This window comes from Micromonospora sp. WMMD1082 (assembly GCF_029626175.1).
Taxonomy (GTDB): domain Bacteria; phylum Actinomycetota; class Actinomycetes; order Mycobacteriales; family Micromonosporaceae; genus Micromonospora.
This window is the reverse complement of sequence record NZ_JARUBM010000002.1, coordinates 1,662,024-1,684,508: the sequence shown is the minus strand read 5'-3', so window position 1 is coordinate 1,684,508 and position 22,485 is coordinate 1,662,024. Positions and strand designations below refer to the sequence as shown.

Here is a 22,485-nt window from a genome sequence, read left to right as displayed (position 1 = left end):
TGGGTGACCGGGGGCGGGCGTGGATGGGGTAGGCTGAATCTACCGACGCGGGGTGGAGCAGCTCGGTAGCTCGCTGGGCTCATAACCCAGAGGTCGCAGGTTCAAATCCTGTCCCCGCTACTGCACGACAGAGGCCCCGGATTGATCCGGGGCCTCTGTCGTTTCCGAGCCGATCGGCGGCCACGGGTTGCGCGTCTCGGCGAGGATGATCCCATGTCTTCCTTCGGTAGGTGGTGGGGGCGGCTCGGCACGCTCCTGGGTACGGTCGTGCTGACGGTGTTCGTTCCCGTGGCCGCGTGGGCCTCGACCGGCACCGGGGAGCTGGTCGTCGAGGCCGCCCGGCGGCGGGGCCGCGGCTTCGGGTTCTTCGGCTTTCTGAGCCTGCTCTGCTGCCTGGCGGTGGTGGCCGTGATCGTCCTGCTGGTGGTCCGGCTGACCCGCCGCCGTGGTGGGCCACCGCGCTGACCGGCCGTCCGCCCGCGCGGACCGCCCCGGGCCGTACGCGCGTCGCGTGGTCTACTTGTGCGCGTGGAACTTCTGCACTCCGGCAAGGTGAGGGACGTCTACGCCGAGGGCGACGACCTGATCCTGGTCGCCTCGGATCGCATCTCCGTCTACGACGTGGTGCTGCCGACCCCGATTCCGGACAAGGGCAAGCTGCTCACCGCGCTGTCGCTGTGGTGGTTCGAGCAGCTTTCCGACCTGGTGCCCCACCACGTCATCTCGGCCACCGACGTGCCGCCGGAGTTCGCCGGCCGGGCGATCCGGTGCCGCCGGTTGGAGATGGTCCCGATCGAGTGCGTCGCCCGTGGCTTCCTCACCGGCGGCGGGTTGACGGAGTACGACAGCACCGGCGCGGTCTCCGGCGTCGACCTGCCGCGCGGCCTGGTCGAGGCGTCCATCCTGCCCGAGCCGATCTTCACCCCGTCGACCAAGGCGCCGATGGGTGAGCACGACGAGTCGATGACCTTCGCCGAGGTGGTCGACAAGGTCGGTGCGGAGACCGCCGAGCGGCTGCGGCAGCTGACCATCGACGTGTACTGCCGGGGTGCCGAGCTGGCCGCCGACCGGGGCATCCTGGTCGCGGACACCAAGATCGAGTTTGGCTGGGCGGCGGACGGCACGCTGGTCCTGGCCGACGAGTTGCTCACCCCCGACTCGTCCCGGTTCTGGCCGGCGGAGTCCTACCAGCCGGGGCGCGCACAGTTCTCCTACGACAAGCAGTACGTGCGGGACTGGGCGGCGCAGAGCGGCTGGGACAAGCGGTCTCCGGCGCCCGAGGTGCCCGCCGAGGTGGTCGACGCGACCCGGGCCCGGTACGTCGACGTCTACGAGAAGCTGACCGGCGACCGCTGGGGGTAGCGGGCCCGGCCGTTCAGTCGCTGCGGTGGCGGCCGGTGTGCTGCTCGGTGGGGGCGGACGCGGTGGTGATGCGGACGGTGGTGCCGGCCGGCCCGGTCTCGACCTCCATCACGTCGGTCAGCTCACGGGCCAGCCAGAGGCCCCAGCCGCCGGCCGTCTCGGGGGCGGGCCGGTCGCGGTTGTCGAGGCGCCGGGTGTCGATGCCCCGGCCGTGGTCGGAGACCTCGCAGAGCACCAGCCCGGGCTCCCCCCACAGCCGCAGCCAGCCCTGACCTCCGCCGTGCCGCACCGCGTTGGTGATCAGCTCGTTGACGGCGAGCACGAAGTCGTCCAGGCGTTCGCCGCGCAGCCCGGCAGCGCGTGCGCAGTCGGCGACCGAGTGTCGGAGCTCGGTCACCTTGGCCTGGTCGAAGGCGTCGGCGATCAGGAGGGCGTGTTCGATGGGCACCACCGTACGCGGTGTGCGGGGTTCTGCGTTCGTCATGGCCCCGTCCCGACTGGAGGTCACAGAGGTTTACGCGGCATTTACCACCGTACGTCAGGGTTAGTCGAGTCGCATCGGCCGTGCAGGGCCAGGGCATCCGGGCCGGCTGTGGCATGGTGACGCACGTGCCCGTGCCCGGTGGTTTCGAGGTCCCGCTCTGGCGGGCCGTCGCGGTCTTCCGGGTGGCCGCCCTGGCGTATGTCTGCGTGGTGTTGATCCGCGACGCGGACCGGTACGCCCATCCCCTCGCCGCCTGCGGGCTGGTGCTGGTCATGGCGGCCTGGACCGCCGTCACCGCGGCCGGCTACGCCACCCCGGCCCGGCGCGGCTGGCCGCTGCTGGTGGCCGACCTGGGCGTCGTCGTGGCGATCCTGCTGGTGACCCCGTGGGTGATGGGCCGGCCGGCGCTCGACGCCGGGCTGCCCACCCTCCCGGTGGCCTGGCTGAGCGGACCGGTGCTGGCCTGGGCCGTCTCCGGCGGGCGGCGACGCGGCACCGTCGCCGCGCTCCTGATCGGCGCGACCGACCTCGCGACGCGGGGCGTGGTCACGCCGAGCGCGTTCAACGGCGCGATCCTCATGCTGCTCGCCGGCGTGGTGGTCGGGCACGTGGCCCGGCTCACGGTGACCGCCGGGGAACGGTTGCAGCGGGCGGTCGAGCTGGAAGCCGCCACGCGGGAACGGGAGCGGCTGGCCCGCGACATCCACGACTCGGTGCTCCAGGTGCTCGCCCTGGTGCAGCGGCGCGGTGCGCACCTCGACGGCGAGGCGGGTGAGCTGGCCCGGCTGGCCGGCGAGCAGGAGAGCGCCCTGCGGGCCCTGATCTCCGGCACCGGGCCGGTCCCGGCGGGCGCCGCCGACGCGCCGGTGGACCTGCGCGCGCTGCTCGGCCGGCACGCCTCGGCCGCCGTGTCGCTGTCCGTCCCGGCGACCCCGGTGCCGCTGCCCCGGGCGGTGGCCCGCGAGCTTGCCGCGGCAACCGGGGCGGCACTGGACAACGCCGCCCGGCACGGTGGCGGGCGAGCCTGGGTGCTGGTCGAAAACGAGGGCTCCGCGGTGACCGTGTCGATCCGGGACGAGGGGCCGGGCTTCGGGCCCGACCGGCTGGACGAGGCCGCGGCTCAGGGCCGGTTGGGCGTGGCGCAGGCGATCCGGGGCCGGCTGGCCGACCTCGGCGGGAGTGCCAGGATCAGCTCGACACCCGGTGCCGGCACCGAGGTCGAACTCACCGTGCCGAGGAGACAGCCGTGAGCGGCGTACGCGTGATGGTCGTCGACGACCACCCGATGTGGCGGGAAGGGGTGGCCCGCGACCTCGCCGAAGCCGGTCACCAGGTGGTGGCCAGCTGCGGGGAGGGCCGCCAGGCGATCCGGGTGGTCGCGGCGGCGCGCCCCGACGTGGTGGTGCTCGACCTGCAACTGCCGGACATCTCCGGGGTGGAGGTGATCCGGGGACTGCGCGCGGCCCGGCCGGAGGTGCGGGTGCTCATGCTCTCCGCCAGCGGCGAGCAGCAGGGCGTGCTCGACGCGGTGAAGGCCGGGGCCACCGGCTACCTGCTGAAGTCCGCCGCGCTGGCGGAGTTCCTGGCGGCGGTGCGGAGCACCGCGGAGGGGAAGCCGGTCTTCACCCCCGGCCTGGCCGGGCTGGTCCTCGGTGAGTACCGCCGGCTGGCCGCCGTCCGGGAGGGCGCGGCGGCCGGAACCGGGGACGCGGCACCCCGGCTCACCGACCGGGAGACCGAGGTGCTGCGGCTGGTGGCCAAGGGGATGTCGTACAAGCAGATCGCCGAGCGGCTCGTGCTGTCGCACCGCACGGTGCAGAACCACGTGCAGAACACGCTCGGCAAGCTCCACCTGCACAACCGGGTCGAACTCACCCGGTACGCGATCGAGCGGGGCCTGGACGACTGAGCGGAGGGCCGGCTCAGACCGAGTGCGGCGGCTGGGTCTCGTGCACGGCCAGCTCCTCGGCGCTGGCCCCGCCGCCGGCGGCACCCGCGTCGTACGCGATCGAATCGGTCTCCTGGTCGGTGTGCGTACCCTCGTCCGGTTCGACCAGCCGGCCCACGGTGGCGTCCGCCGTGGTGCCGAGCTGGCCGTGGTCGTAGAGCGACACCGGGGACTTCGGGTCGGAGGTCGGGCCGGGGTCGATGACGTCGGCGTCGAGCTGCGCCTGCGCCGCCTGCTCCCGACTGTCCGCCTCGGCCGCGATGTCCGGATCCACCGGGCCGGCCAGCGGATCGTCGACCGGGAGTTCGAACTGCTCCCGGCCGAGCTTGTAGTCCAGCGACTCGCCGTCGAGCTGCTCCTCGGCGGTGGTGCCGAACTCGTCCACGGCCACCGGCGTCCGGTCACCGGGCAGCTGGGCCGGTGCCGGGCCGTCCGCCTCCCGTCCGGTCAGCACGTCGTCCCCGGCCGACGAGTCGTCGTCGGCGGTGTCGGGGAGGCCGTCGGCCTCGGGATCGGACACGGGGGTCGGGTACTCGTCGTCGCGCATGGCAGACCACTACCCGCTGCCCATCCGCCGTAACCGGTCCGGCCGAGGCGGATGGGGACAGAAAGCCCTTCCCGGCCGTGGCGTCGGGGAGGTTTCTGGCGAGGGGCATTCCTCATCGGTACCCCGCCGTGTCCGGGTCATGCCGCCGACCACCCCCACGATCTGCGAGGTTTCGGCTCTTCGGAGCCCGGTTAATGGGACGCTCTGACCGGAGACCACCGCCCCATCCGCATGGAGGTGACCCATGCGCGTCGGCCTCGTCTGTGCCCACGCCGCTGCGCCGCCGTTCGGCGACGGCACCGTCGTCGGCACCTACCAGCACATCGCACGGGTCGCGGCCGAACTGGCCGGTCGAGGTCACGACGTCCGGGTCTACACCCGCCGGGACGATCCCGAGGTGGCCGAGACCGCCACCGTGGACGGCTACCGCGTGGAGCGGGCGCCCGTGGGTCCGGTCGCGCCGATGCCCACCGCCGACCTGGTGCCCTACGTGGCCGAGTTCGGCCAGTGGCTGGCCGACCGGTGGTCCGGCGACTGGACGCCGGAGGTGGTGCACGGTCACTACTGGATCGGCGGGCTGGCCGCCGCGCACGCCGTCCGGGAGACCGACATCCCCGTGGTGCAGACCTTCCACTCGATCGGCATGGAACAGCTGCGCCACCTCGGCGCGCAGTACGACGGTCCCGGCGCCCGCATCCCGCTGGAACGGGCGCTGACCCGGGCGGTGGACATGGCGGTCGCCCAGTGCAACGACGAGGTCGACGAGCTGACCCGGATGGGCCTGCAACGCGCCTCGGTCGCGATGGTGCCGACCGGCGTCGACACCGAGCGGTTCCACCCCGAGGGTGAGGCGGCCCCGCGCGACCAACGGCCCCGGATCCTGTCGGTGGGTGGGCTCTCCCGTGGTCACGGGCAGGACGACCTGATCCGCGCGATGCGCCTGGTCGGCGACGCGGAGCTGGTGATCGCCGGCGGGCCGCAGGCGGACGGGCTGGCCCACCACGCCGAGGCGCGCCGACTGCGCGAGCTGGCCGATCGCATCGGGGTGGGCGAGCAGGTGCACCTGGTGGGCGCGGTGCCGCACGAGCAGATGGCCACCTGGTACCGCTCGGCCGACGTGGTGGCCTGCACCCCGCACTACTCCTCCGCCGGGCGGGTGTCACTGGAGGCGATGGCCTGCGGTGTCCCGGTGGTCGGCTACGCCATGGGCGGCATCGCCGACGCCGTGGTCGACGAGGTCACCGGCAAGCTGGTGCCGCCGGGCGACGTACGCACGCTCGGAATGACGCTGCGTCGGCTGCTCACCGACAACGCCGGCCGGTTCGCGTACGGGCACGCCGCGGTGGACCGGGTCCGGTGCAGCTACACCTGGGAGCGTACGGCCAGTGCCCTGGAGCGGCTCTACGAGCGGGTGGTCGGTCGCCGTAAACCGGTCGAGGCGGCCTGACCGGGTGACCCGGGCGGGGTCGTGCGGGAGGCGCGGCTACGCAGTTCCGGCGGCCCCGTCGCCCGGCTCCGCAGCCGCCCGCAGCCGGGCGAGCGCACCGGTCCAGTAGGTCTCGTACCTCGCCAACCAGGGTGCCAGCGCTCGCGACATCGCCTCCGCATCGATGGTGTAGAGCTGATGGCGGCCCTGGCGCGTCGCGGTGACCAGGCCCGTCGCCCGCAGCGCCATCAGATGCTTGGAGATGCCCGAGGGCACGAGGTCGGGGAACTGCGCGGCCAGTTCGCCGACGGTGAGCCTGCCGTGCTCGGCCAGCAGGTCGAGGATGCGCCGGCGCGTCGGGTCGGCCAGCGCCCGGAACAGGCTGTCGCTGGCGTCGGCCCGGGTGTCGTCGCGCCCCGTGTCCTCGTGCACCACCTCGTCGCGCACCACCTCGTCAGGCACCGCCGGTCGGCACCGCCCGCGCCAACCGGTGCAGCACCTCGTGCTTGTCGGCCCCGCGTTCGTAGGCTTCCCACGTCTCTGCCCACCCGGGCTTGCCGATCCCCGCGAAACCGTCGTGGACGAGCCTGACCCGGGTGCCCGACGTGATCGGCTCCAACGTGATGACCAGCCGGGCGGGGTGGACCCAGCCGGCCTGCTCCTCCTGCCACGACAGCACCAACCGACCCTCCGGCACCAGCTCCAACACCGTGCCGCTGATCCAGGTCTGCCCGTCGGCGCCGAGCATCCGGTAGGCGCCGCCGACCCGCAGGTCGATCTCGATGTCGGGCGCGAGCCAGCGGCGTAGGCCCTGCTGGGTGGACAGCCACCGCCACACGCCGCTCGGCGGTGCGGAGATCTCGACGGAACGGACGACCTCGGGCATGACCGGCCTCCCTACCAACGTCTTACCGTACGGTAATGCATTACCGTACGGTAAGACGTTGTGTCCGTCAACGTCCTTCGCGCCGCGCGTCAAGCGCGAGCAGGGGCGCTTCCTCGACACGAGGCGCCAACAGGGAGCCTGTCCGTTGAGCCGGATGTGGGGCGGCGCCGACCAGGGCCCGGGTGGTTTCGTGGGCGACGGCGTGCTGGTGCTGTGGTTCGGCGTACCGGGTGAGCCCGATGACGGCGGCCAGGGTGACCAGGAAGCCGATGCCGGCGAGCCACTCCCGGCCCGGCCAGATCTTGTCGTTGAGCAGCAGCAGGCCGACGATCGCGGCGGGCACCGCACCGGCCGCGTCCATGGCGGCCACCGCCGCCGTGGTGGAACCGCGTTGCATCGCCAGCCCGAGCAGCAACTGGCCGACCACCGAGTGACCGACGAGCAGGTAGAGCAGCGGGTCGGTGAGGAACGCATCCCAGGTCGGTGCGGAGGCCAGCGGCCGGGCGGCCACCGCCGCGGCGGAGAAGGCCAGCCCGGCCAGCGAGCCGAGCGCCACCGAGCCGGGCGCGCCGCGCAGCCGGACGGCGAAGAAGCCGAGCACCGCGATCACCGCCAGGGTCACCAGCAGGGCCACCATGCCCGCGGTGCCCAGGGCCTTCGACGGCGCGGGTCGGGCGGAGAGCACCAGTGCGGTGATCCCGGCGAAGAGCAGCACCAGCAGTACTACCTCGGCCAGCGGCAGCCGCCACTTCAGCACGACCACGCCGAGGATGGCGGTGACCCCGAGCCCGGCCGCCACGCTCGCCTGCACCAGGAACAGCGGCAGGTCCCGCCGGGCCAGGAAGGCCAGCACGAACCCGGCCACCTGGCAGGCCAGCCCGACCAGATAGGTGCGGTGCCCGGCCAGGCGCAGCAGCAACCCGGGATCGAAGGTGTGGTGCACCGTGGTGCGGGCGACGGCGATCGACTGCAACAGGTTGGCGACGCCGTACGCGACGATCATCGCCGCCAGGAAACACCAACCCGAGGTAGCCACGTGGCGAGGATAGAGGTTACCGGGCGTCAGCGCGCGGCCGGCTGACCGAGCCGGCCGAGGATGTCGGGGTGCAGCGCGCCGTTGCTGGCCACGGTGCTGTTGTCGCCGCCCGCAGGGGTCGGGCGGCCCGCCAGATCGGTGATCGTACCCCCGGCTTCGGTCACTATGGGTACCAGTGCGGCCACGTCCCAGAGCGAGAGTTCGGGCTCGATCATGACGTCCAGTGCACCCTCGGCCAGCAGCATGTAACCGTAGAAGTCGCCGTAGGCCCGGCTGCGCCAGGTGTCCCGCATCAGCCGGAGCACCTGGTCCAGCCGGCCGATCTGCTCCCAGCCACCCAGCGAGGAGTAGCAGAGGCTGGCGTCGGCCAGCCCGGTCACCCCGGAGACCCGGATCGGTGCGCCCCGGGACGCGTCCGGTCCCGCGTACGCCCCGGTGCCGCGCCCCGCCCACCAGCGGCGGCCCAGCGCGGGCGCGGAGACCAGCCCGGCGACCGGCCGCCCGTCCTCCAGCAGCGCGATCAGGGTGGCCCAGATCGGCACCCCCCGGACGAAGTTCTTGGTGCCGTCGATCGGGTCCACCACCCACTGTCGCGCCCCGGCGGCGGGCTGCTCGCCGTACTCCTCGCCGAGCAGTCCGTCGCCGGGCCGGTGCGCGGCGAGCAGGGCGCGGATCTCGCGTTCCACGGCGGTGTCCGCGTCGGAGACCGGGGTCAGGTCGGGCTTCGACTCGACCCGCAGGTCGAGCGCGCGGAACCGGGCCGTCGAGATGGCGTCGGCGGCGTCGGCGAGGCGGTGGGCGAGGGCGAGATCGTCGGCGTAACCGGTCATGCCGGACACGGTAGCGAGGCCGGTGCCGGGCCCGCCGGGCTCACTCCGCCCGCCCGCGCGGCTCGGCCTCGCCGCGCGGGTCGGTCTCCCCGGCCCGGGAGGCCAGCAACCGGCGGTACGAGGCCAGCCGGCGCGGATCCGCCCGCCCCCGGGTGACCCAGTCGTCCAGCGCGCAGTCGGCCTCGTCGGGGGTGTGCGGGCAGTTCGCCGGGCAGTCGGCGGTGGCCTCGACCAGATCCGGGAAGCCGTGCAGCAGGCTCTCGGCCGAGACGTGGGCCAGCCCGAAGCTGCGGACGCCGGGGGTGTCCACGATCCAGCCGGTGTCGTCCGGGGTGCCGGGCACGGCGGGCAGCCGCAGCGCCACCGCGCTGGTCGAGGTGTGCCGGCCACGGCCGATCGCGCTGACCGTGCCGACCGCCCGGTCGGCCTCCGGGACCAGGCGGTTGACCAGCGTCGACTTGCCGACCCCGGAGTGACCGACGAGCACCGACACCCGGCCCGCGAGCAGGCTGCGCAGGGCGTCCAACGGTGAATCCGGCCGGATGAGCACGTACGGCAGTTCCAGCTCGGTGTAGTAGTCGAGCACCGCCTCGGGGCCCGCCAGGTCGGCCTTGGTCAGGCAGAGCAGCGGCTCGATGTCCGCGTCGTACGCGGCCACCAGGCAACGGTCGATGAACCCGGTGCGCGGCGGCGGGTCGGCCAGCGCGCTGACGATCACGAGCTGGTCGGCGTTGGCGACCACCACCCGTTCCAGCCGCCCCTCGGCGGTGCTGGCGTCGTCCTCGGCGGTGCGCCGCAGCACCGAGCGGCGCGGCGCGATCCGGACGATGCGGGCCAGCGCCCCGGGCAGGCCGGAGGTGTCGCCGACCAGCCCGACCCGGTCGCCGACCACGACCGACTTGCGCCCCAGCTCGCGGGCGCGCATCGCGGTGACGGTGGGATCCTCCGGGCCGGTGCCGGTCAGCACGCAGGTGTACCGCCCGCGGTCCACCGCGATGACGAAGCCGTCCCTCGCGTCGGCATGCCTCGGCCGGGTGCGGGTGCGCGGGCGCGAGGACTTGCCGGGCCGGACCCGGACGTCGTCCTCGTCGTACTCCCGCCGCCTGGTCGCCAGGGCCGCCCCTTCTCCTTCGCTCAGTTCTTACCGGTCACCACTGCCGACCATAGTGCCGGGAACTCGGGCATGGTCTTCGAGGTGCACGCCACGTCGTTCAGCTCGATGCCGGGCACCGCGAGACCGGCCACCGCCGCCGCGTGCGCCATCCGATGATCATCGTAGGTGTGGAACAGCCCGCCGCGCAGCGGCCGGGGCCGCACCTCCAGGCCGTCGGCGGACTCGGTGACGTCCGCGCCGAGCGCGGTGAACTCCCGGGCCAGCGCGGCCAGCCGGTCGGTCTCGTGACCACGGATGTGGCCGACCCCGGTGAACACCGAGGGGGAGTCGGCGAGCATCGCCAGCGCGGTCAGCGCCGGGGTCAGCTCGCTGACGTCGGACAGGTCGGCACGCAGACCCCGCACCGTGCCGGTGCCGCGTACGGTGAGGCCCTCGGTGGTGAGGGCGACCTCCGCGCCCATCTGCTGCAACAGTGAGCGGAGCCGCTCGACCGGCTGGGCGCTGCCCCGTGGCGGCCAGCCGCGCAGGGTCACCTCGCCACCGGTGACCATGGCCGCGGCGAAGAACGGCACCGCGCCGGAGAGGTCGGGCTCGATCTCCCAACCGCGCCCCGTCAGTGGCCCCGGCTCGACCGCCCAGACGTCGGGGGTGCTGTCGTCGACGGCGGCACCGGCGGCCCGCAGCATCTGCACGGTCATCCGCAGGTGCGGCGCGGAGGGCACGGGCGGGCCGACGTGCCGGACGACCAGCCCGCGCTGGAAGCGCGGCGCGGCGAGCAGCAGGCCCGAGACCAGCTGGCTGGAGGCCGAGGCGTCGATGATCACCTCGCCGCCGGTGACCCGACCGGCACCGAGGACCACCATCGGCAGGCTGCCGGGCCCGGTGGTGTCGATGCGTACGCCGAGCGAGCGCAGCGCCTCGATCAGCGGCCCGAGCGGGCGGGTGCGGGCCTGCGGGTCGCCGTCGAAGGTGACCTGGCCCTCGGCCAGCCCCGCCACCGGCGGCACGAAACGCATGATCGTGCCGGCGAGCCCGACGTCGACGTGCGCCGGGCCGACCAGCCGGCGCGGCCGGACCAGCCAGCGCTCGTCGTCGGCGATCGACACGTGTGCGCCCATCGCCCGCAGCGCCCCGGCCATCAGCTCGGTGTCCCGGGCGCGCAGCGGCCGGGACAGCGTCGAGGGGCCGGTGGCCAGCGCGCTGAGCACCAGGGCGCGGTTGGTGATCGACTTGGAGCCGGGCAGGCGCAGCGACGCCGACACCGGATCGCTGGCCGTCGGTGCGGTCCACGGCTGTAGCGGCCGGGTCGCGGTCAGGTTCCCCACGGCTACATTCTGCCGTGTGCCGGCGCCGGTGGCTGCTGGCGCTCCCCATCGCTCCCGGTGACCGGGACAGCCGTCCGGCCGGTGGCCCGCTAGCGTGGGCGGCATGTGCGGGAGGTACGCCACGACCCGGAGCGCCGGTGACCTGAGCGGCCTGTTCGACTCCGTCGACGAGACCGGAGGCGGGCTCGTCGCCGATCACAACGTGGCGCCGACCGATCCGGTGCCACTGGTCCGGGTCAGCCCGCAGGGGCACCGGGCGCTCTCGCTCGGCCGGTGGGGGTTGGTGTTGCCGTGGTCCCGGTCGCCGGCCGGGGCGGCTCGCATGATCAACGCTCGTGCCGAGACGGTCGCGACCAGCCGCGCGTACGCCCGGGCCTTCGCTCGTCGCCGATGCCTGGTCCCGGCGGACGGCTGGTACGAGTGGGTGCGGCAGCCGGGCGCGACCAAGCAGCCCTTCTACCTGACGCCGCGCGACGGCTCGGTGCTCGCCTTCGCCGGCATCTGGTCGGTCTGGGACGGGCCGGCCGGCGCATTGCTGACGTGCAGCGTGCTGACCACCGCCGCGCTCGGCGACCTGGCCGAGGTGCACGACCGGATGCCACTGCTGCTGCCGCCCGGGCGGTGGGCGGGCTGGCTGGGTGGCGACGGTGGCGCGGCCGAGCTGCTCGTCCCGCCGCCGCTGGACTGGCTCGCCGGGTTGGAGGTGCGACCGGTGGGGCCGGCGGTGGGTGATGTCCGCAACGACGGCCCGGAGCTGATCGCCCGGGTGCCGCTGGCGCGTGACGCCGAGCCGGAGAACATGACGCTCTTCTGATCGCGCCGCACATTGTCGGGAGTGATTTGCTGCGGTTGCGGGTGAAAGATGCCTCGGTTGTTCCGCCAACTTCCCCGCAGAGTCTTGTATCCGTGTCCGCAAGTGCGATAGAACACAGCGCCGGTGGTGGGTGTCGATCGCGTCGGGTGACGACATCCATCGATCTTGCTGGTCCCACGGGGGAGGTGGGTGGATGACACGGGCGCGTATGCCCCGCCCGCACGAGGTGGCCGCCGCGCGGCGTGATCCGCGACTGCTGCGGGCGTTGCGCGAACGGCGACAGGACGAAGCCTGGCGTACCAGGGGCACCTGCCAGAGTGTCGACCCGGAGACGTTCTTTCCGGCGCCGAACGAGCCGGCCGACGCGGCCGTGGCCGTGTGCCGCAGCTGCGACGTGCAGGGTTCCTGTCTGGCCTGGGCACTGGAGGTCGGCGACTGCCACGGCGTGTGGGGTGGCACCACCCCACGGGAACGGCGGGCGATGCTGGTGGCCTGGCGCGGCGAGGTGCAACCCGATCCCGACGCCGCGGGCGAGGCCGGCCCACCGGTGCGCGACCGGCTGCTCACCCTGGTGCCGCTGAGCTGACACCGTCGACGCGCGGGCCGGCGCGGGGCCGTGCGGGTGCTGGGCCGCAGAATGGGTCGGTGCCGCACGACGACGTCCTCGATACTCCGCGCGGTCCGGCGTGGGTCGACACCGACCAGCCACCCGACCCGGCCCGAGCGCTGCTGGTGCTCGGGCACGGGGCGGGTGGCGCCGTCGACGCCCCCGACCTGCGTGCGCTCCGCGACGCGGCGGTGGCCGCCGGGCTGGTCGTGGCGCGGGTGACCCAGCCCTACCGGGTGGCCGGTCGGCGCGCGCCGGCCCCGGCCGGGCACCTCGACGAGGCGTGGGTCGCCGTGCTGGCCGTGCTGCGGGTCCGTCACCCGGGCGTACCGCTGCTCGTGGGGGGTCGCTCCAGCGGTGCGCGGGTGGCCTGCCGGACGGCGAGAACCGTCGGCGCCGCCGGGGTGGTCGCGCTCGCCTTCCCCCTGCATCCACCGGGCCGGCCCGATCGGAGCCGGGCCGGCGAGTTGGCGACCGGAGTGCCGACCCTGGTGGTCAACGGCGACCGGGATCCGTTCGGGGTGCCGGAGGCGGGCCCGCAGGTGCGGGTGGTGGTCCGACCGGGGGAGCGGCACGACCTGCGCGGGGATCCGCCCGGCACGGCCGCCGTGGTGATCGACTGGTTGCGTACGCACGACTGGGCGCGGGCCTGACCCGCCGCCCGACGACTCTGGCCGGCGGTGCGAAGTCCCGGCCGCCGGATGGCGCGGGCGTGCCGGCGCCGTTTCCGGCGGCCGCGCCGGTTCGTTGCACCCGATGGTGTCCCCGCGCCCGGTCCGGGCGGCGACACCGGGCTCCCAGGCCCTTCCTGGTCCCAGCCTCGGTTGCACCGCCGTGGCGGGGACCAGGAACGCCGGGCCGGAATGCCCCGGCCCACGGTGCGCGTTGCACATCTCGGACAACCACTGTGCGAGGGGGTGACCGGTGCCGACGGAGATCCGGAACCGGGGGCGCGACGAGCGGGAGGCGCGGCAGCTGAGGCAGCTGCTGGCCGGCCCGGACTGGCCGGCGGCGGTGCCACCGGCGACGGTGGCGACGGGCACACCCGTCGGAACCGAATCTTCCGATAGGTCCGTGCGCGTATCCTCGGCTGGAAAGCATCCGACCCGAGGGGATGTGCGGTTGACCACCGAGAAGACGGACGAGCGCAGGGCCCGGTTCGAGCGGGACGCGATGCCCTTCGTCGATCAGCTGTACGCGGCCGGCCTGCGGATGACGCGTAACCCGGCGGATGCCGAGGACCTGGTCCAGGAGACCTACCTGAAGGCGTACGCCGCCTTCCACCAGTTCGAGCAGGGCACGAACCTGAAGGCCTGGCTCTACCGGATCCTGACCAACACCTACATCAACTCCTACCGGAAGCGGCAGCGCCAGCCGGTGCAGGCGCCGACCGACGAGATCACCGACTGGCAGCTCGCCGAGGCGGAGTCACACACCTCCAGCGGGCTGCGATCCGCCGAGACCGAGGCGCTGGACCGGCTGCCCGACAGCGACGTCAAGGAGGCCCTCCAGCAGCTGCCGGAGGAGTTCCGGCTGGCCGTCTACCTGACCGATGTCGAGGGCTTCTCCTACAAGGAGGTCGCCGACATCATGGGCACGCCGATCGGCACGGTGATGTCGCGGTTGCACCGCGGGCGTCGTAATCTGCGCAAGCTGCTTGAGGGCTACGCCGCGGAGCGCGGTTTCTCCGCCGCGCCGTCGGCCCGGAGCTCCGCTGCCACCGGCCGGGAGGTGTGACGTGAGCTGTGGAGATCCGCACGAGACGGATTGCCGTGAGGTCCTCGCGGAGGTCTACCTCTACCTCGACCTGGAGTGCGCGCAGGAACGCCGGACGCTGATCCGCCACCACCTCGACGAGTGCGGCCCGTGCCTGCGGGAGTACGGCATCGAGCAGGAGGTCAAGGCGCTGGTGGCCCGCTGCTGCGGCAACGAGTCGGCGCCGGCCGAGCTGCGCGAGCGGCTGCGGGTGCGGCTGACCGAACTCGTCGTCTTCGAGAGCACCGAGTCGCGCGAGCTGGCCGACTGATCATGCCGGTGCCCGGGTCGCTCTCGACCCGGGCACCTGCGTTTCCTCGTCCGATCCGCGGTGGGCGGTTCGCCCGCCGTGTCAGGAGTTGGGGCGCTTGCCGTGGTTCGCGGCGCTCTTCTTGCGGGCCTTCTTCTTGCGGGCCTTCTTCGCCATGCTGACCTCCTCGTGATGGCCGGATCGCCTGCGCACGACCCCGGCGCCGGACACGCGTTCGTCTTCCCAGCGTCAGGGCCCGACCCGTTGATGCTAGTGCCGCGGGCCCGGACGGGCGGCTCCCGGGGCCGCTCCCGGCCCGCCGATGGCCCGCTCACGGGCCGCTCCGGGCCCGCCGGCGGCCCGCTCATGATTGGATACGTCGCAGGCAGTCGCGAGAGAAAGGGCCGGGAGATGGCCGAGGAGATCCGCGCCGAGATGGTGGCGAACGTCTGGAAGGTCGTCGCGTCGGCCGGGGACGCCGTGTCCGAGGGGGACACCCTGGTGATCCTGGAGTCGATGAAGATGGAGATTCCGGTGGTGGCCGAGTTCGAGGGCGTCGTGCAGCAGCTCGCGGTGAACGAGGGCGACGTGGTACAGGACGGTGACCTGATCGCGGTGATCGGTTGACCCGCGGCGCCGCTGCCGACGGCGCGGCTGAGCGGGCTCGCCTGCTGGTCCGTCCGGCAGAGCCGGCCGACTTCGCCGCGGTGGCCCGGCTCACCGTCGCGGCGTACGAGGCCGACGGCCAGCTCAAGGGGGAGAACGGCTACGCCGACGTGCTGGCCGACGTGGCCGACCGGGCGGCGCACGGCGAAATCCTGGTCGCCGTCGACCCGGTCACCGGTCAACCGCTCGGCTCGGTCACCTTCGTCCTGCCCGGCACCCGGTACGCCGAACTGTGCGGCCCGGGCGAGGCCGAGTTCCGGATGCTGGCGGTCGACCCGGCGGCGCAGGGTCGGGGAGCCGGCGCGGTGTTGGTCGAGGCATGCGTCGCGCGCGCGGCCGAGCTGGGCTGCACGGCCCTGACGATCTGCGTACGCGCGGGGCACGCCGAGGCCGCCCACCGGCTCTACCGCAGGCGTGGCTTCGTCCGCGTACCCGAGCAGGACTGGGCCCCCCTCCCCGGCGTGGACCTCCTGGCCCTCCGCCTCCCCCTCTCCCCACCCCCGCCCTAACCCCCGTGAAGGGGGTCAGGGGGTGTTGACGGGGGCCAGGAGGTCGTTGGCGACCTCCAGGGCCACGCGTTTGCGCTCGGCGTCGGTGATGTCCGGCGTGCGTACGGCAAACCAGCTGCTGTGCACGGCGAACAGGGCCAGCGCGGCGCGCAGCTGAGCGGCGGGGGAGTCGTCTCCCTGGCAGAGCACGGCGGCCAGCCGGAACATCCGGCCGCGCATCTCCCGGCCGGCGGAGAGGCTCTTCAGCGCCGTCTGGTTCTGCTCGAAGAAGCGCATCACCGAGGGCTCGTCGCCGCTGAACATGGTGTCGGCGTACCGCTCGATGACGGCCCGGCGGGTGGCCAGCGAGGCCGGTTGGCTCTCGGCCCAGTCGATCAGCGCGTCCATCCGGTCCAGCCGGTCGGAGACCACGCTGGTGACGATCTCGTCCTTGCTCTTGAAGTGGTAGTAGAGGGCGGCCTTGGTCACGCCGAGCCGCTCGGCGACCTCGCGCAGCGAGGTCGCCTCGTATCCCTGCTCGGTGAAGAGCTCCAGCGCGACGGCCTTGATCCGCTCCCGCGTGCCGCCTGTGCCCTGGCTCACCGCACCCACCTATCCGCTTGACGGTCGTTCCCTGTCCAACTTACCGTCCGGCTAGTAAGGTTGCTAGCCGGACGGCAAGTAAGTACGCCACATCTCGGGGGGAGAGCTTACCGATGGCTCAACAGGCCCAGGCTGCCGTGCGACCCAATGTCCGGGTCGTGCTCTTCGGTCTGATGATCGCCATGATGCTGGCGATGCTCGACAACATGATCATCAGCACCGCGCTGCCCCGCATCGTGGGCGAGTTCGGCGGGCTCAACCACTTCACCTGGGTGGTGACCGCGTACGTGCTGGGGACCACGGTCTCCACCCCCATCTGGGGCAAGCTCGGCGATCTCTACGGGCGCAAGGCCGTCTTCCTCACCGCAGTGGTGATCTTCCTGGTCGGTTCCGCGCTCTGCGGGATGTCCGGTTCGGGGTTCCTCGGCGGTCCGGACGACGGCATGGTCCAGTTGATCGCCTTCCGGGCCGTGCAGGGCCTGGGCGCGGGTGGCCTGATGGTCGGCGTGATGGCGATCATCGGCGACCTGGTGCCGCCCCGCGAGCGCGGCCGCTACCAGGGCATGATCGCCGGGATCATGGCCATCGCGATGGTGGCCGGCCCGCTGGTCGGCGGCTTCATCACCGACCACCTCTCCTGGCGCTGGGCGTTCTACGTCAACCTGCCGCTGGGCGGCGTGGCGCTGGTGCTGCTCGCTGCCACCATGCACCTGCCGAAGTACCGCACCGAGCACCGCATCGACTGGCTCGGTGCCGCGCTGCTCTCGGCCGGCATCACGTCGATCGTGCTGATCACCAGCTGGGGCGGAAACGAGTACGCCTGGGCCTCGCCGCAGATCCTCGGCCTCGCCGGGCTTGCGGTCGCCGCGCTGGTGGTCTTCGGCTTCGTCGAGCGGCGGGCCGCCGAGCCGATCCTGCCGCTGAGGCTCTTCGCCAACCGGAACTTCGCCCTGATCTCGGTGATCGGCTTCCTGCTCGGCTTCGCGATGTTCGGCGCGATGAACTTCCTGCCGCTCTACCAGCAGACCGTGCAGGGCGCCTCGGCCACCAACTCCGGCCTGCTGCTGCTGCCGCTGATGTTCGGCATGCTGGTGGTCTCGCTGGTCGTCGGCCGGGCGATCACCCGGACCGGTCGCTACCGGATCTATCCGATCGTCGGCGGCGTGGTGATGGCCGTCGGCCTCGCCCTGCTGAGCCTGCTGGACGTGCACACCAGCAAGCTCCAGTCGTCGCTCTACATGATCGTGCTCGGGGCCGGCATGGGCTTTCTGATGCAGACGTCGATGCTGATCGCGCAGAACAGCGTCGGCCAGAAGGATCTCGGGGCGGCCAGCGGCGCGGCCACCTTCTTCCGCTCCATCGGCGGCTCGTTCGGCATCTCGCTCTTCGGCGCCATCTTCGCCAACCGGCTGGCCGGCTCGGCGGCCGGCGGCGCCTTCAGCGGTGGCGGCGAGGCCGGCGCGGCGATGAACATCGAGCAGCTCAAGCAGTTGCCGGCGCAGGCCCGCGAACTGGTGCTGGGTGGGCTCGCCGACGCGATCTCGCACGTCTTCCTTTGGGCGGTGCTCTTCGCGGTCGTGGTACCGGTGCTCGCCTGGTTCATCCGGGAGATCCCGCTGCGCACGAGCAACGAGCCGGAGCCGGGCAGCAGCCCCGAGGAGCAGGCCGAAACCGCCCTCGCCCGCTCCCCGGCCGCGTGAGAGGAAGGGCCCCTTCCCGACATCTGTGCGGTCGCCGGGTGCGCGGCGGGGGTGAGCTGGCGTCAGGGCGGCGGGCCGGGGAGGCGCGTGCGGCGCGGGCGCAGGAGGCGGCGCAGCAGGGCACGCAGCGAACCGTGCCGCCGGGCGGCGGGGACGCCGGCCAGCGAGCGCGCCAGCGCGATGCTGTCCGGATCGAGATCCGGCGTGACGAGTGCCAGGTGGCCCAGGGAGGGGGCAACCGGTACGGGAGCCTCCCGGCTCGCCTCGGCCACCGCCGTCAGCCGTTCGGCGACGAGCCCGGCCACGTCGGTGCGCACCGACGGATCGACCCAGGCGGCGGTCACCAGGGCGAACAGGGCCGCCTCGGTGACCGCCTCCGTCCCCCGGGCCAGTTCCACCAGCACCCGCCGCCGGGTCGAGGCGGCCCAGGGCTCGTCGGTGCGATGGTGCAGCAGACCGAGGCAGGCCCACACCCGCACGCAACGCTCCCACAGCGCCGGGTCCTGGCCGGCGAGCACCTGACCCAGCGCGGTCCGCGGGATCTCGGGCGGATGGGCCAGCAGGCCGAGCAGGTCGGGCAGGTCGAGAGTGGCGAGACCGACCGCGGCGTCGTACGCCGCCGGCGGGTGCGGCCAGGCCGGGCGGGCCAGCTCGCGCAGTCGGCGCGCCGCCTCGGCCGAGGGTGGGGGCGTCGTCGGGCGTACGGCAGCCGGGTCCGGTTCGGCGGCCACCGGCCGTGACGTCCCGGTCGCCGGTGCGGCCGGGGTCAGCTGCCCCAGCCAGGGGCGACCGCGGCAGCACTCGGCCAGGTCGCCGTGCTCGTGCGAGTCGTCCGGATGATCGCGGATGTAGTCCGCCAGTGCGACCAGGTGACGCACCTCGCCGTCGCGCTGGAACCGCAGCCGGTGCGCGGTGTGCACCGCGCAATCGAAGGACGGGTTGCGGGCCAGTGCGCGCTCGATCCAGTCCAGCGCCTCCGTGAGCCGGCCGTGGTCGGCCAGCGTGCCCGCGATGTCGGCGTACACCGCCAGGTCGTCCGGGTCGTGGTCGACGGCACGGCGCAGCGCGGCGAGCGCCTCGCGGGTCCGGCCGGCGCTGCGCAGCGCGTACCCGAGCCAGACCTCGCCCATCTTCGACGGCGCCGCGCGTACGCCCCGGCCGGCCCAGCGGACCGCGAGCGGGACCTCGCCCACCCGCCGGGCCAGCGCGGAGGCCGTGCCCAGCAGCAGCGCGTGCTCCGGATGGACGGTGACCGCGTTGCGGGCCAGCGTGAGGTACGCCGCCAGGGCCGCCCGGTCCGTCGGCGGCACCGGGTCGGGAGCGGCGGCACAGACCTGCATCAACACCCGGGCCGCGCGGTCGGGCCCGAGGCGCTCGGCCAACTCCGGCGACGTCACCCACGGCACCCCCGCCCAGTCCGCCCCGGGCGCGTGCGCGGTGGCGGCGACGAGCAGGTCGAGACCTTCGGCCGGGCGACCCGCCGCGGCGAGCAGGTGTGCGCGGGCGACGACCGCGCCGACGAAGGTGTGATGCTGCAGGGGGAACAGGCCGACGCTGCCATCTCCGCTGGCCGCGGCCAGGTGGGCGAGGGTCTCGTGCACCTCGGGCAGCGTCGGTGCCCGGGCGAGCGCGGCCGCGACATGGTCAGCGGCGTGCGCCAGCTCGCCGGAGTCCAGGGCCCGGCGGGCCAGGGCCAGTTCCTCCGTCGCCGGCAACGCCCGATCATCCGTTCCCTCGGCCACGTGGTCCTCTCGCTCGTCGGTACCGGTTGCGCGGTGAGGCCGGGTCAGCGTAGGTGACGGCACCCCATTTTGGTGATCCACTGCGCACTGCTGCTCATTTGATTGCTCAGACTGGATGAAAGATGCAAGACTGAGCAGCAAACGCGCGCTCATCGCGCAGGGGAGGAGCTTCCGTGACGCAGCCAGGCAGCGGCATGGCCGCCGACATCGACGAGCAGCCGGCCGGCTACGAGCGGCTGCTCTCCGCCGGACACGCCGCGCAGATCGCCCGGGTGGCCGCGGCCGTCGCCGAGCGCCGGCCGCGACACGTGGTGTTCACCGCGCGGGGCACCTCCGACCACGCCGCCCTGTACGCCGCCTACCTCACCGAGATCCGCCTCGGCCTGCCGGCCGGCCTCGCCTCACCGAGCGCGGTCACCCTCTTCGGCGCCCGGCCGGATCTCTCCGACGCCCTGGTCGTCGGCGTCAGCCAGAGCGGCGGCTCGCCCGACCTCGCGGAGGTGCTCCGGGCCGCCCGGGGCTCCGGTGCGCTCACCCTCGCGCTCACCAACGCGCCGGACTCCCCGCTGGCGACCACCGCCGAACTCTCCGTCGACATCGCGGCCGGCCACGAGCGGGCGGTGGCCGCCACCAAGACGTACACCGCCGAGCTGCTGGCCCTGCTGATGCTGGTCGAGGGGATCCGGGCCGGTGACGGCGTGCTGCCCGCCGAGGAGCGCGAGGCCCTGGCCGCCCTGCCCGGGCTGGCCGCCCGCACCCTCGCCGACCCCACCCCGGCCCAGCTCGCGCCGCGCTACCGGTTCGCCGCCCAACTCGTCACCACCGGCCGGGGCTACGCGTACCCGACCGCGCGGGAGGCGGCGCTGAAGCTGATGGAAACCTCCTACCTGCCGGCGCTGGCGTTCTCCGGCGCCGACCTGCTGCACGGCCCGCTCGCCATGACGGACCCGGACGTGCCGGTGCTGGCCGTGGTCGGCTCGGGGCCGGGTGGCCGCGCGATGGGCGAGGTGCTGCCCCGGCTCGGCGAGCGCCGCGCCGACGTGGTGGTGGTCGGCTCCGCCGAGGTCGAGGGGGCCACCCGCATCGCCGTGCCGGAGGTCGACGAGCGGTACGCCCCACTGCTGGACATCCTGCCGTTGCAGCGGCTGGCGCTGGCCCTGGCCCTGGCCCGGGGCGAGGACCCGGACGCGCCGCGCGGGTTGAAGAAGGTCACCGCGACGAGGTGACCACCGGCGTGGCACGCTGGTCGGCGTGTCCACGCTGCGCGAGCTTGCCGAGGAGCACACCCGTCTGTGCCCGGCCGACATCGACCACCTGCACCGGATAGCCGGTGACTGGCAGCTGCTGTCCGACCTCTCCTTCGCCGACCTGCTGCTCTGGGTGCCGGTGGACGGCGAGGGCAGCTTCCTCTGCGTGGCCCAGGTCCGCCCGACCACGGCGCCCACCGCGTACCAGGACGACCAGGTCGGGCGGATCGTCGGCGGGCCGGAGGTGGCGCACCTGGAGGTCGCCTGCCGGCAGGGGCGGATCTGGCGGGAGGGCGACCCGGTCTGGTACGGCGACGTGCCCGCCCGGCACGAGGCGATCCCGGTCCGGTTGCGCACCGCCGACGGTGAATCCGGCGAGGTGATCGCCGTGGTGGGCCGCGACACCAACCTCTCCACCGCCCGTACGCCCAGCCAGCTGGAGCTGAACTACCTGACCACGGCCGACGACCTGGCGCAGATGATCGCCGACGGCACCTTTCCGCCGCCCCGGCACCCCGGCGAGACCACCTCGGCGCCCCGCGTCGGCGACGGGCTGGTCCGGCTGGACGCCGGCGGCAAGGTCACCTACGCCAGCCCCAACGCGCAGTCGGCGTACCGCCGGTTGGGCCATGCCTCCCACCTGGTGGGCGAGGATCTCGCGGCGCTGCACCGGCGGCTGGCCGGCGATCCCCTGGAGGGCACGGACGCCGCGAACGGCATCCTCGCCGCGTTGCGCGGCGAGGCGCCGGCGCGGCGGGAGATCGACGCGCGGGGCGCGACCATGCTCACCCGGGCCCTGCCGCTGATGCCCGCCGGAGTGCCGATCGGCGCGCTGGTGCTGGTCCGTGACATCACCGAGGTACGCCGCCGCGACCGCGCGTTGATCACCAAGGACGCCACCATCCGGGAGATCCATCACCGGGTGAAGAACAACCTGCAGACGGTGGCCGCCCTGCTGCGTCTCCAGGCGCGCCGGGTTTCGATGCCGGAGGCGCGGGTGGCCCTGGAGGAGTCCGTGCGGCGGGTGGCGTCGATCGCCCTGGTCCACGAGACCCTCGCCATGTCCAGCGACGAGGCGGTGGAGTTCGACGGGATCGTCGACCGGGTGGCCAACGCGGCGACCGAGGTGGCGGCGACCGAGGTGACCGTCGGGATGCGGCGCAAGGGCACCTTCGGCGTACTGCCGGCCGAGATCGCCACCTCGCTGGTGATGGTCCTCAACGAGTTGCTGCTCAACGCCGTCGAACACGGCTTTCCGCCGGCCGGCGAGGCCGAGGACGGCCCGGCGGTGCCGGAGACCGACGCTGCGGTGCCGGAGGGTGGCGCTGCTGGGCTGGGGGGTGGCGCTGCTGGGCCGGACGGTGGTGCCGCTGGGCCCGAGCCGGGCGCGGTGAAGCCCGAGGTGGTGGTCTCGGCCCACCGGTTCCGCAAGATGCTGAACGTCACGGTCGCCGACAACGGCCGCGGGCTGCCCGCCGACTTCGACGCCGACGGCGGCGCCAAGCTCGGCCTGCAGATCGTCCGGGCGCTGGTCACCGGCGAGCTGCGCGGCAGCATCGAGCTGCGCCCCGGCGCCACCGGCGGCACCGAAGCCGTCCTCACCGTCCCCCTAGCCCGCCCCACCCCCTAACCCACCCCCCGCCCCCCTCTCCCAG

The 22,485-nt window shown here is 73.6% G+C and carries 25 protein-coding genes and 1 tRNA gene; 16 read left to right on the top strand and 10 right to left on the bottom strand.

Annotated features, from left to right (window positions below; all coding sequences use genetic code 11):
* Window positions 1-46 precede the first annotated feature (46 nt).
* From O7615_RS07965 to O7615_RS07955, 3 genes are all read left to right on the top strand, one after another.
* Window positions 47-120: transfer RNA gene (locus O7615_RS07965), tRNA-Met, on the top strand.
* A gap of 93 nt (window positions 121-213) precedes the next feature.
* The gene (locus O7615_RS07960) at window positions 214-465 is read left to right on the top strand and encodes a hypothetical protein (protein ID WP_278176714.1); all 252 of its coding nucleotides are present in this window, start codon (window positions 214-216) and stop codon (window positions 463-465) included.
* A gap of 63 nt (window positions 466-528) precedes the next feature.
* Complete coding sequence (locus O7615_RS07955; RefSeq protein WP_278176713.1) at window positions 529-1,362, top strand: phosphoribosylaminoimidazolesuccinocarboxamide synthase; 834 nt, start codon at window positions 529-531, stop codon at window positions 1,360-1,362.
* 13 nt (window positions 1,363-1,375) lie between these two features.
* On the opposite strand, the gene O7615_RS07950 is transcribed toward O7615_RS07955, so the two are convergent.
* A complete protein-coding gene (locus O7615_RS07950) occupies window positions 1,376-1,846 on the bottom strand; it encodes an ATP-binding protein (protein ID WP_278176712.1) in 471 nt (156 codons plus the stop codon).
* Window positions 1,847-1,959: 113 nt separating this feature from the next.
* On the opposite strand from O7615_RS07950, the gene O7615_RS07945 reads away from it, so the two are divergent.
* Together O7615_RS07945 and O7615_RS07940 are read left to right on the top strand one after the other, a co-directional pair.
* Window positions 1,960-3,096 carry a DUF5931 domain-containing protein gene (locus tag O7615_RS07945; protein WP_278176710.1) on the top strand — a complete coding sequence of 379 codons (1,137 nt, stop codon included), beginning with the start codon at window positions 1,960-1,962 and terminating at the stop codon, window positions 3,094-3,096.
* A gap of 14 nt (window positions 3,097-3,110) precedes the next feature.
* Window positions 3,111-3,755 (top strand): response regulator transcription factor, encoded by a 645-nt coding sequence (locus O7615_RS07940; protein WP_278182015.1) that lies wholly within the window; start codon window positions 3,111-3,113, stop codon window positions 3,753-3,755.
* Window positions 3,756-3,768: 13 nt separating this feature from the next.
* Here the strand turns inward: O7615_RS07940 and O7615_RS07935 are convergent, their stop codons facing one another.
* Window positions 3,769-4,341: a DUF5709 domain-containing protein gene (locus tag O7615_RS07935; protein WP_278176709.1), complete on the bottom strand. Its 573-nt coding sequence runs from the start codon at window positions 4,339-4,341 to the stop codon at window positions 3,769-3,771.
* Between the two features lie 244 nt (window positions 4,342-4,585).
* Between O7615_RS07935 and O7615_RS07930 the strand changes: the two genes are divergently transcribed.
* On the top strand, window positions 4,586-5,788 hold the full coding sequence (locus O7615_RS07930) for a glycosyltransferase (protein WP_278176707.1): 1,203 nt from the start codon (window positions 4,586-4,588) through the stop codon (window positions 5,786-5,788).
* A gap of 36 nt (window positions 5,789-5,824) precedes the next feature.
* Here the strand turns inward: O7615_RS07930 and O7615_RS07925 are convergent, their stop codons facing one another.
* The 6 genes from O7615_RS07925 to aroA all read right to left on the bottom strand — a co-directional run bounded on the left by O7615_RS07925 (window position 5,825) and on the right by aroA (window position 10,958).
* Complete coding sequence (locus tag O7615_RS07925) at window positions 5,825-6,229, bottom strand: metalloregulator ArsR/SmtB family transcription factor (RefSeq protein WP_278176706.1); 405 nt, start codon at window positions 6,227-6,229, stop codon at window positions 5,825-5,827.
* Window positions 6,222-6,653 carry an SRPBCC domain-containing protein gene (locus O7615_RS07920; RefSeq protein ID WP_278176705.1) on the bottom strand — a complete coding sequence of 144 codons (432 nt, stop codon included), beginning with the start codon at window positions 6,651-6,653 and terminating at the stop codon, window positions 6,222-6,224. Before O7615_RS07920 ends, O7615_RS07925 begins: the two co-directional genes overlap by 8 nt.
* 67 nt (window positions 6,654-6,720) lie before the next feature.
* Window positions 6,721-7,656, bottom strand: coding sequence for a hypothetical protein (locus O7615_RS07915; protein ID WP_278182014.1), 936 nt, complete (start codon window positions 7,654-7,656; stop codon window positions 6,721-6,723).
* Window positions 7,657-7,715: 59 nt separating this feature from the next.
* Window positions 7,716-8,519 carry a histidinol-phosphatase gene (hisN, locus tag O7615_RS07910; protein ID WP_278176704.1) on the bottom strand — a complete coding sequence of 268 codons (804 nt, stop codon included), beginning with the start codon at window positions 8,517-8,519 and terminating at the stop codon, window positions 7,716-7,718.
* A 40-nt stretch (window positions 8,520-8,559) separates the two neighbouring features.
* Window positions 8,560-9,516, bottom strand: coding sequence for a ribosome small subunit-dependent GTPase A (gene rsgA / locus O7615_RS07905; protein WP_278182013.1), 957 nt, complete (start codon window positions 9,514-9,516; stop codon window positions 8,560-8,562).
* Window positions 9,517-9,653: 137 nt separating this feature from the next.
* Window positions 9,654-10,958 carry a 3-phosphoshikimate 1-carboxyvinyltransferase gene (gene aroA, locus O7615_RS07900; protein ID WP_278176703.1) on the bottom strand — a complete coding sequence of 435 codons (1,305 nt, stop codon included), beginning with the start codon at window positions 10,956-10,958 and terminating at the stop codon, window positions 9,654-9,656.
* A 103-nt stretch (window positions 10,959-11,061) separates the two neighbouring features.
* Between aroA and O7615_RS07895 the strand changes: the two genes are divergently transcribed.
* The 7 genes from O7615_RS07895 to O7615_RS07865 all read left to right on the top strand — a co-directional run bounded on the left by O7615_RS07895 (window position 11,062) and on the right by O7615_RS07865 (window position 15,559).
* Window positions 11,062-11,772: an SOS response-associated peptidase gene (locus tag O7615_RS07895; RefSeq protein WP_278176701.1), complete on the top strand. Its 711-nt coding sequence runs from the start codon at window positions 11,062-11,064 to the stop codon at window positions 11,770-11,772.
* A gap of 193 nt (window positions 11,773-11,965) precedes the next feature.
* Window positions 11,966-12,358, top strand: coding sequence for a WhiB family transcriptional regulator (locus O7615_RS07890; RefSeq protein ID WP_278176699.1), 393 nt, complete (start codon window positions 11,966-11,968; stop codon window positions 12,356-12,358).
* 59 nt (window positions 12,359-12,417) lie between these two features.
* Complete coding sequence (locus O7615_RS07885) at window positions 12,418-13,032, top strand: alpha/beta family hydrolase (RefSeq protein WP_278176698.1); 615 nt, start codon at window positions 12,418-12,420, stop codon at window positions 13,030-13,032.
* 271 nt (window positions 13,033-13,303) lie between these two features.
* Window positions 13,304-14,116: a sigma-70 family RNA polymerase sigma factor gene (locus tag O7615_RS07880; protein WP_278176697.1), complete on the top strand. Its 813-nt coding sequence runs from the start codon at window positions 13,304-13,306 to the stop codon at window positions 14,114-14,116.
* Between the two features lies 1 nt (window position 14,117).
* Entirely contained in the window at window positions 14,118-14,405 is a 288-nt protein-coding gene (gene rsrA / locus O7615_RS07875) for a mycothiol system anti-sigma-R factor (protein ID WP_278176696.1), read from the top strand.
* A gap of 390 nt (window positions 14,406-14,795) precedes the next feature.
* On the top strand, window positions 14,796-15,011 hold the full coding sequence (locus tag O7615_RS07870) for a biotin/lipoyl-binding carrier protein (RefSeq protein ID WP_278176695.1): 216 nt from the start codon (window positions 14,796-14,798) through the stop codon (window positions 15,009-15,011).
* 41 nt (window positions 15,012-15,052) lie between these two features.
* Window positions 15,053-15,559 carry a GNAT family N-acetyltransferase gene (locus O7615_RS07865; RefSeq protein ID WP_278182012.1) on the top strand — a complete coding sequence of 169 codons (507 nt, stop codon included), beginning with the start codon at window positions 15,053-15,055 and terminating at the stop codon, window positions 15,557-15,559.
* Between the two features lie 15 nt (window positions 15,560-15,574).
* On the opposite strand, the gene O7615_RS07860 is transcribed toward O7615_RS07865, so the two are convergent.
* Window positions 15,575-16,141 carry a TetR/AcrR family transcriptional regulator gene (locus O7615_RS07860; RefSeq protein WP_278176693.1) on the bottom strand — a complete coding sequence of 189 codons (567 nt, stop codon included), beginning with the start codon at window positions 16,139-16,141 and terminating at the stop codon, window positions 15,575-15,577.
* A gap of 17 nt (window positions 16,142-16,158) precedes the next feature.
* Here O7615_RS07860 and O7615_RS07855 point away from each other — a divergent pair, with 17 nt between their 5' ends.
* Window positions 16,159-17,841, top strand: coding sequence for an MDR family MFS transporter (locus O7615_RS07855; protein WP_347405079.1), 1,683 nt, complete (start codon window positions 16,159-16,161; stop codon window positions 17,839-17,841).
* A gap of 62 nt (window positions 17,842-17,903) precedes the next feature.
* Here O7615_RS07855 and O7615_RS07850 read toward each other — a convergent pair whose 3' ends face one another.
* Window positions 17,904-19,583 (bottom strand): tetratricopeptide repeat protein, encoded by a 1,680-nt coding sequence (locus O7615_RS07850; protein ID WP_347405078.1) that lies wholly within the window; start codon window positions 19,581-19,583, stop codon window positions 17,904-17,906.
* 194 nt (window positions 19,584-19,777) lie between these two features.
* Here O7615_RS07850 and O7615_RS07845 point away from each other — a divergent pair, with 194 nt between their 5' ends.
* Window positions 19,778-20,809 (top strand): SIS domain-containing protein, encoded by a 1,032-nt coding sequence (locus O7615_RS07845; RefSeq protein ID WP_278182011.1) that lies wholly within the window; start codon window positions 19,778-19,780, stop codon window positions 20,807-20,809.
* A 25-nt stretch (window positions 20,810-20,834) separates the two neighbouring features.
* The gene (locus O7615_RS07840) at window positions 20,835-22,460 is read left to right on the top strand and encodes a PAS domain-containing sensor histidine kinase (RefSeq protein ID WP_278176691.1); all 1,626 of its coding nucleotides are present in this window, start codon (window positions 20,835-20,837) and stop codon (window positions 22,458-22,460) included.
* The last annotated feature ends 25 nt before the right edge of the window (window positions 22,461-22,485 follow it).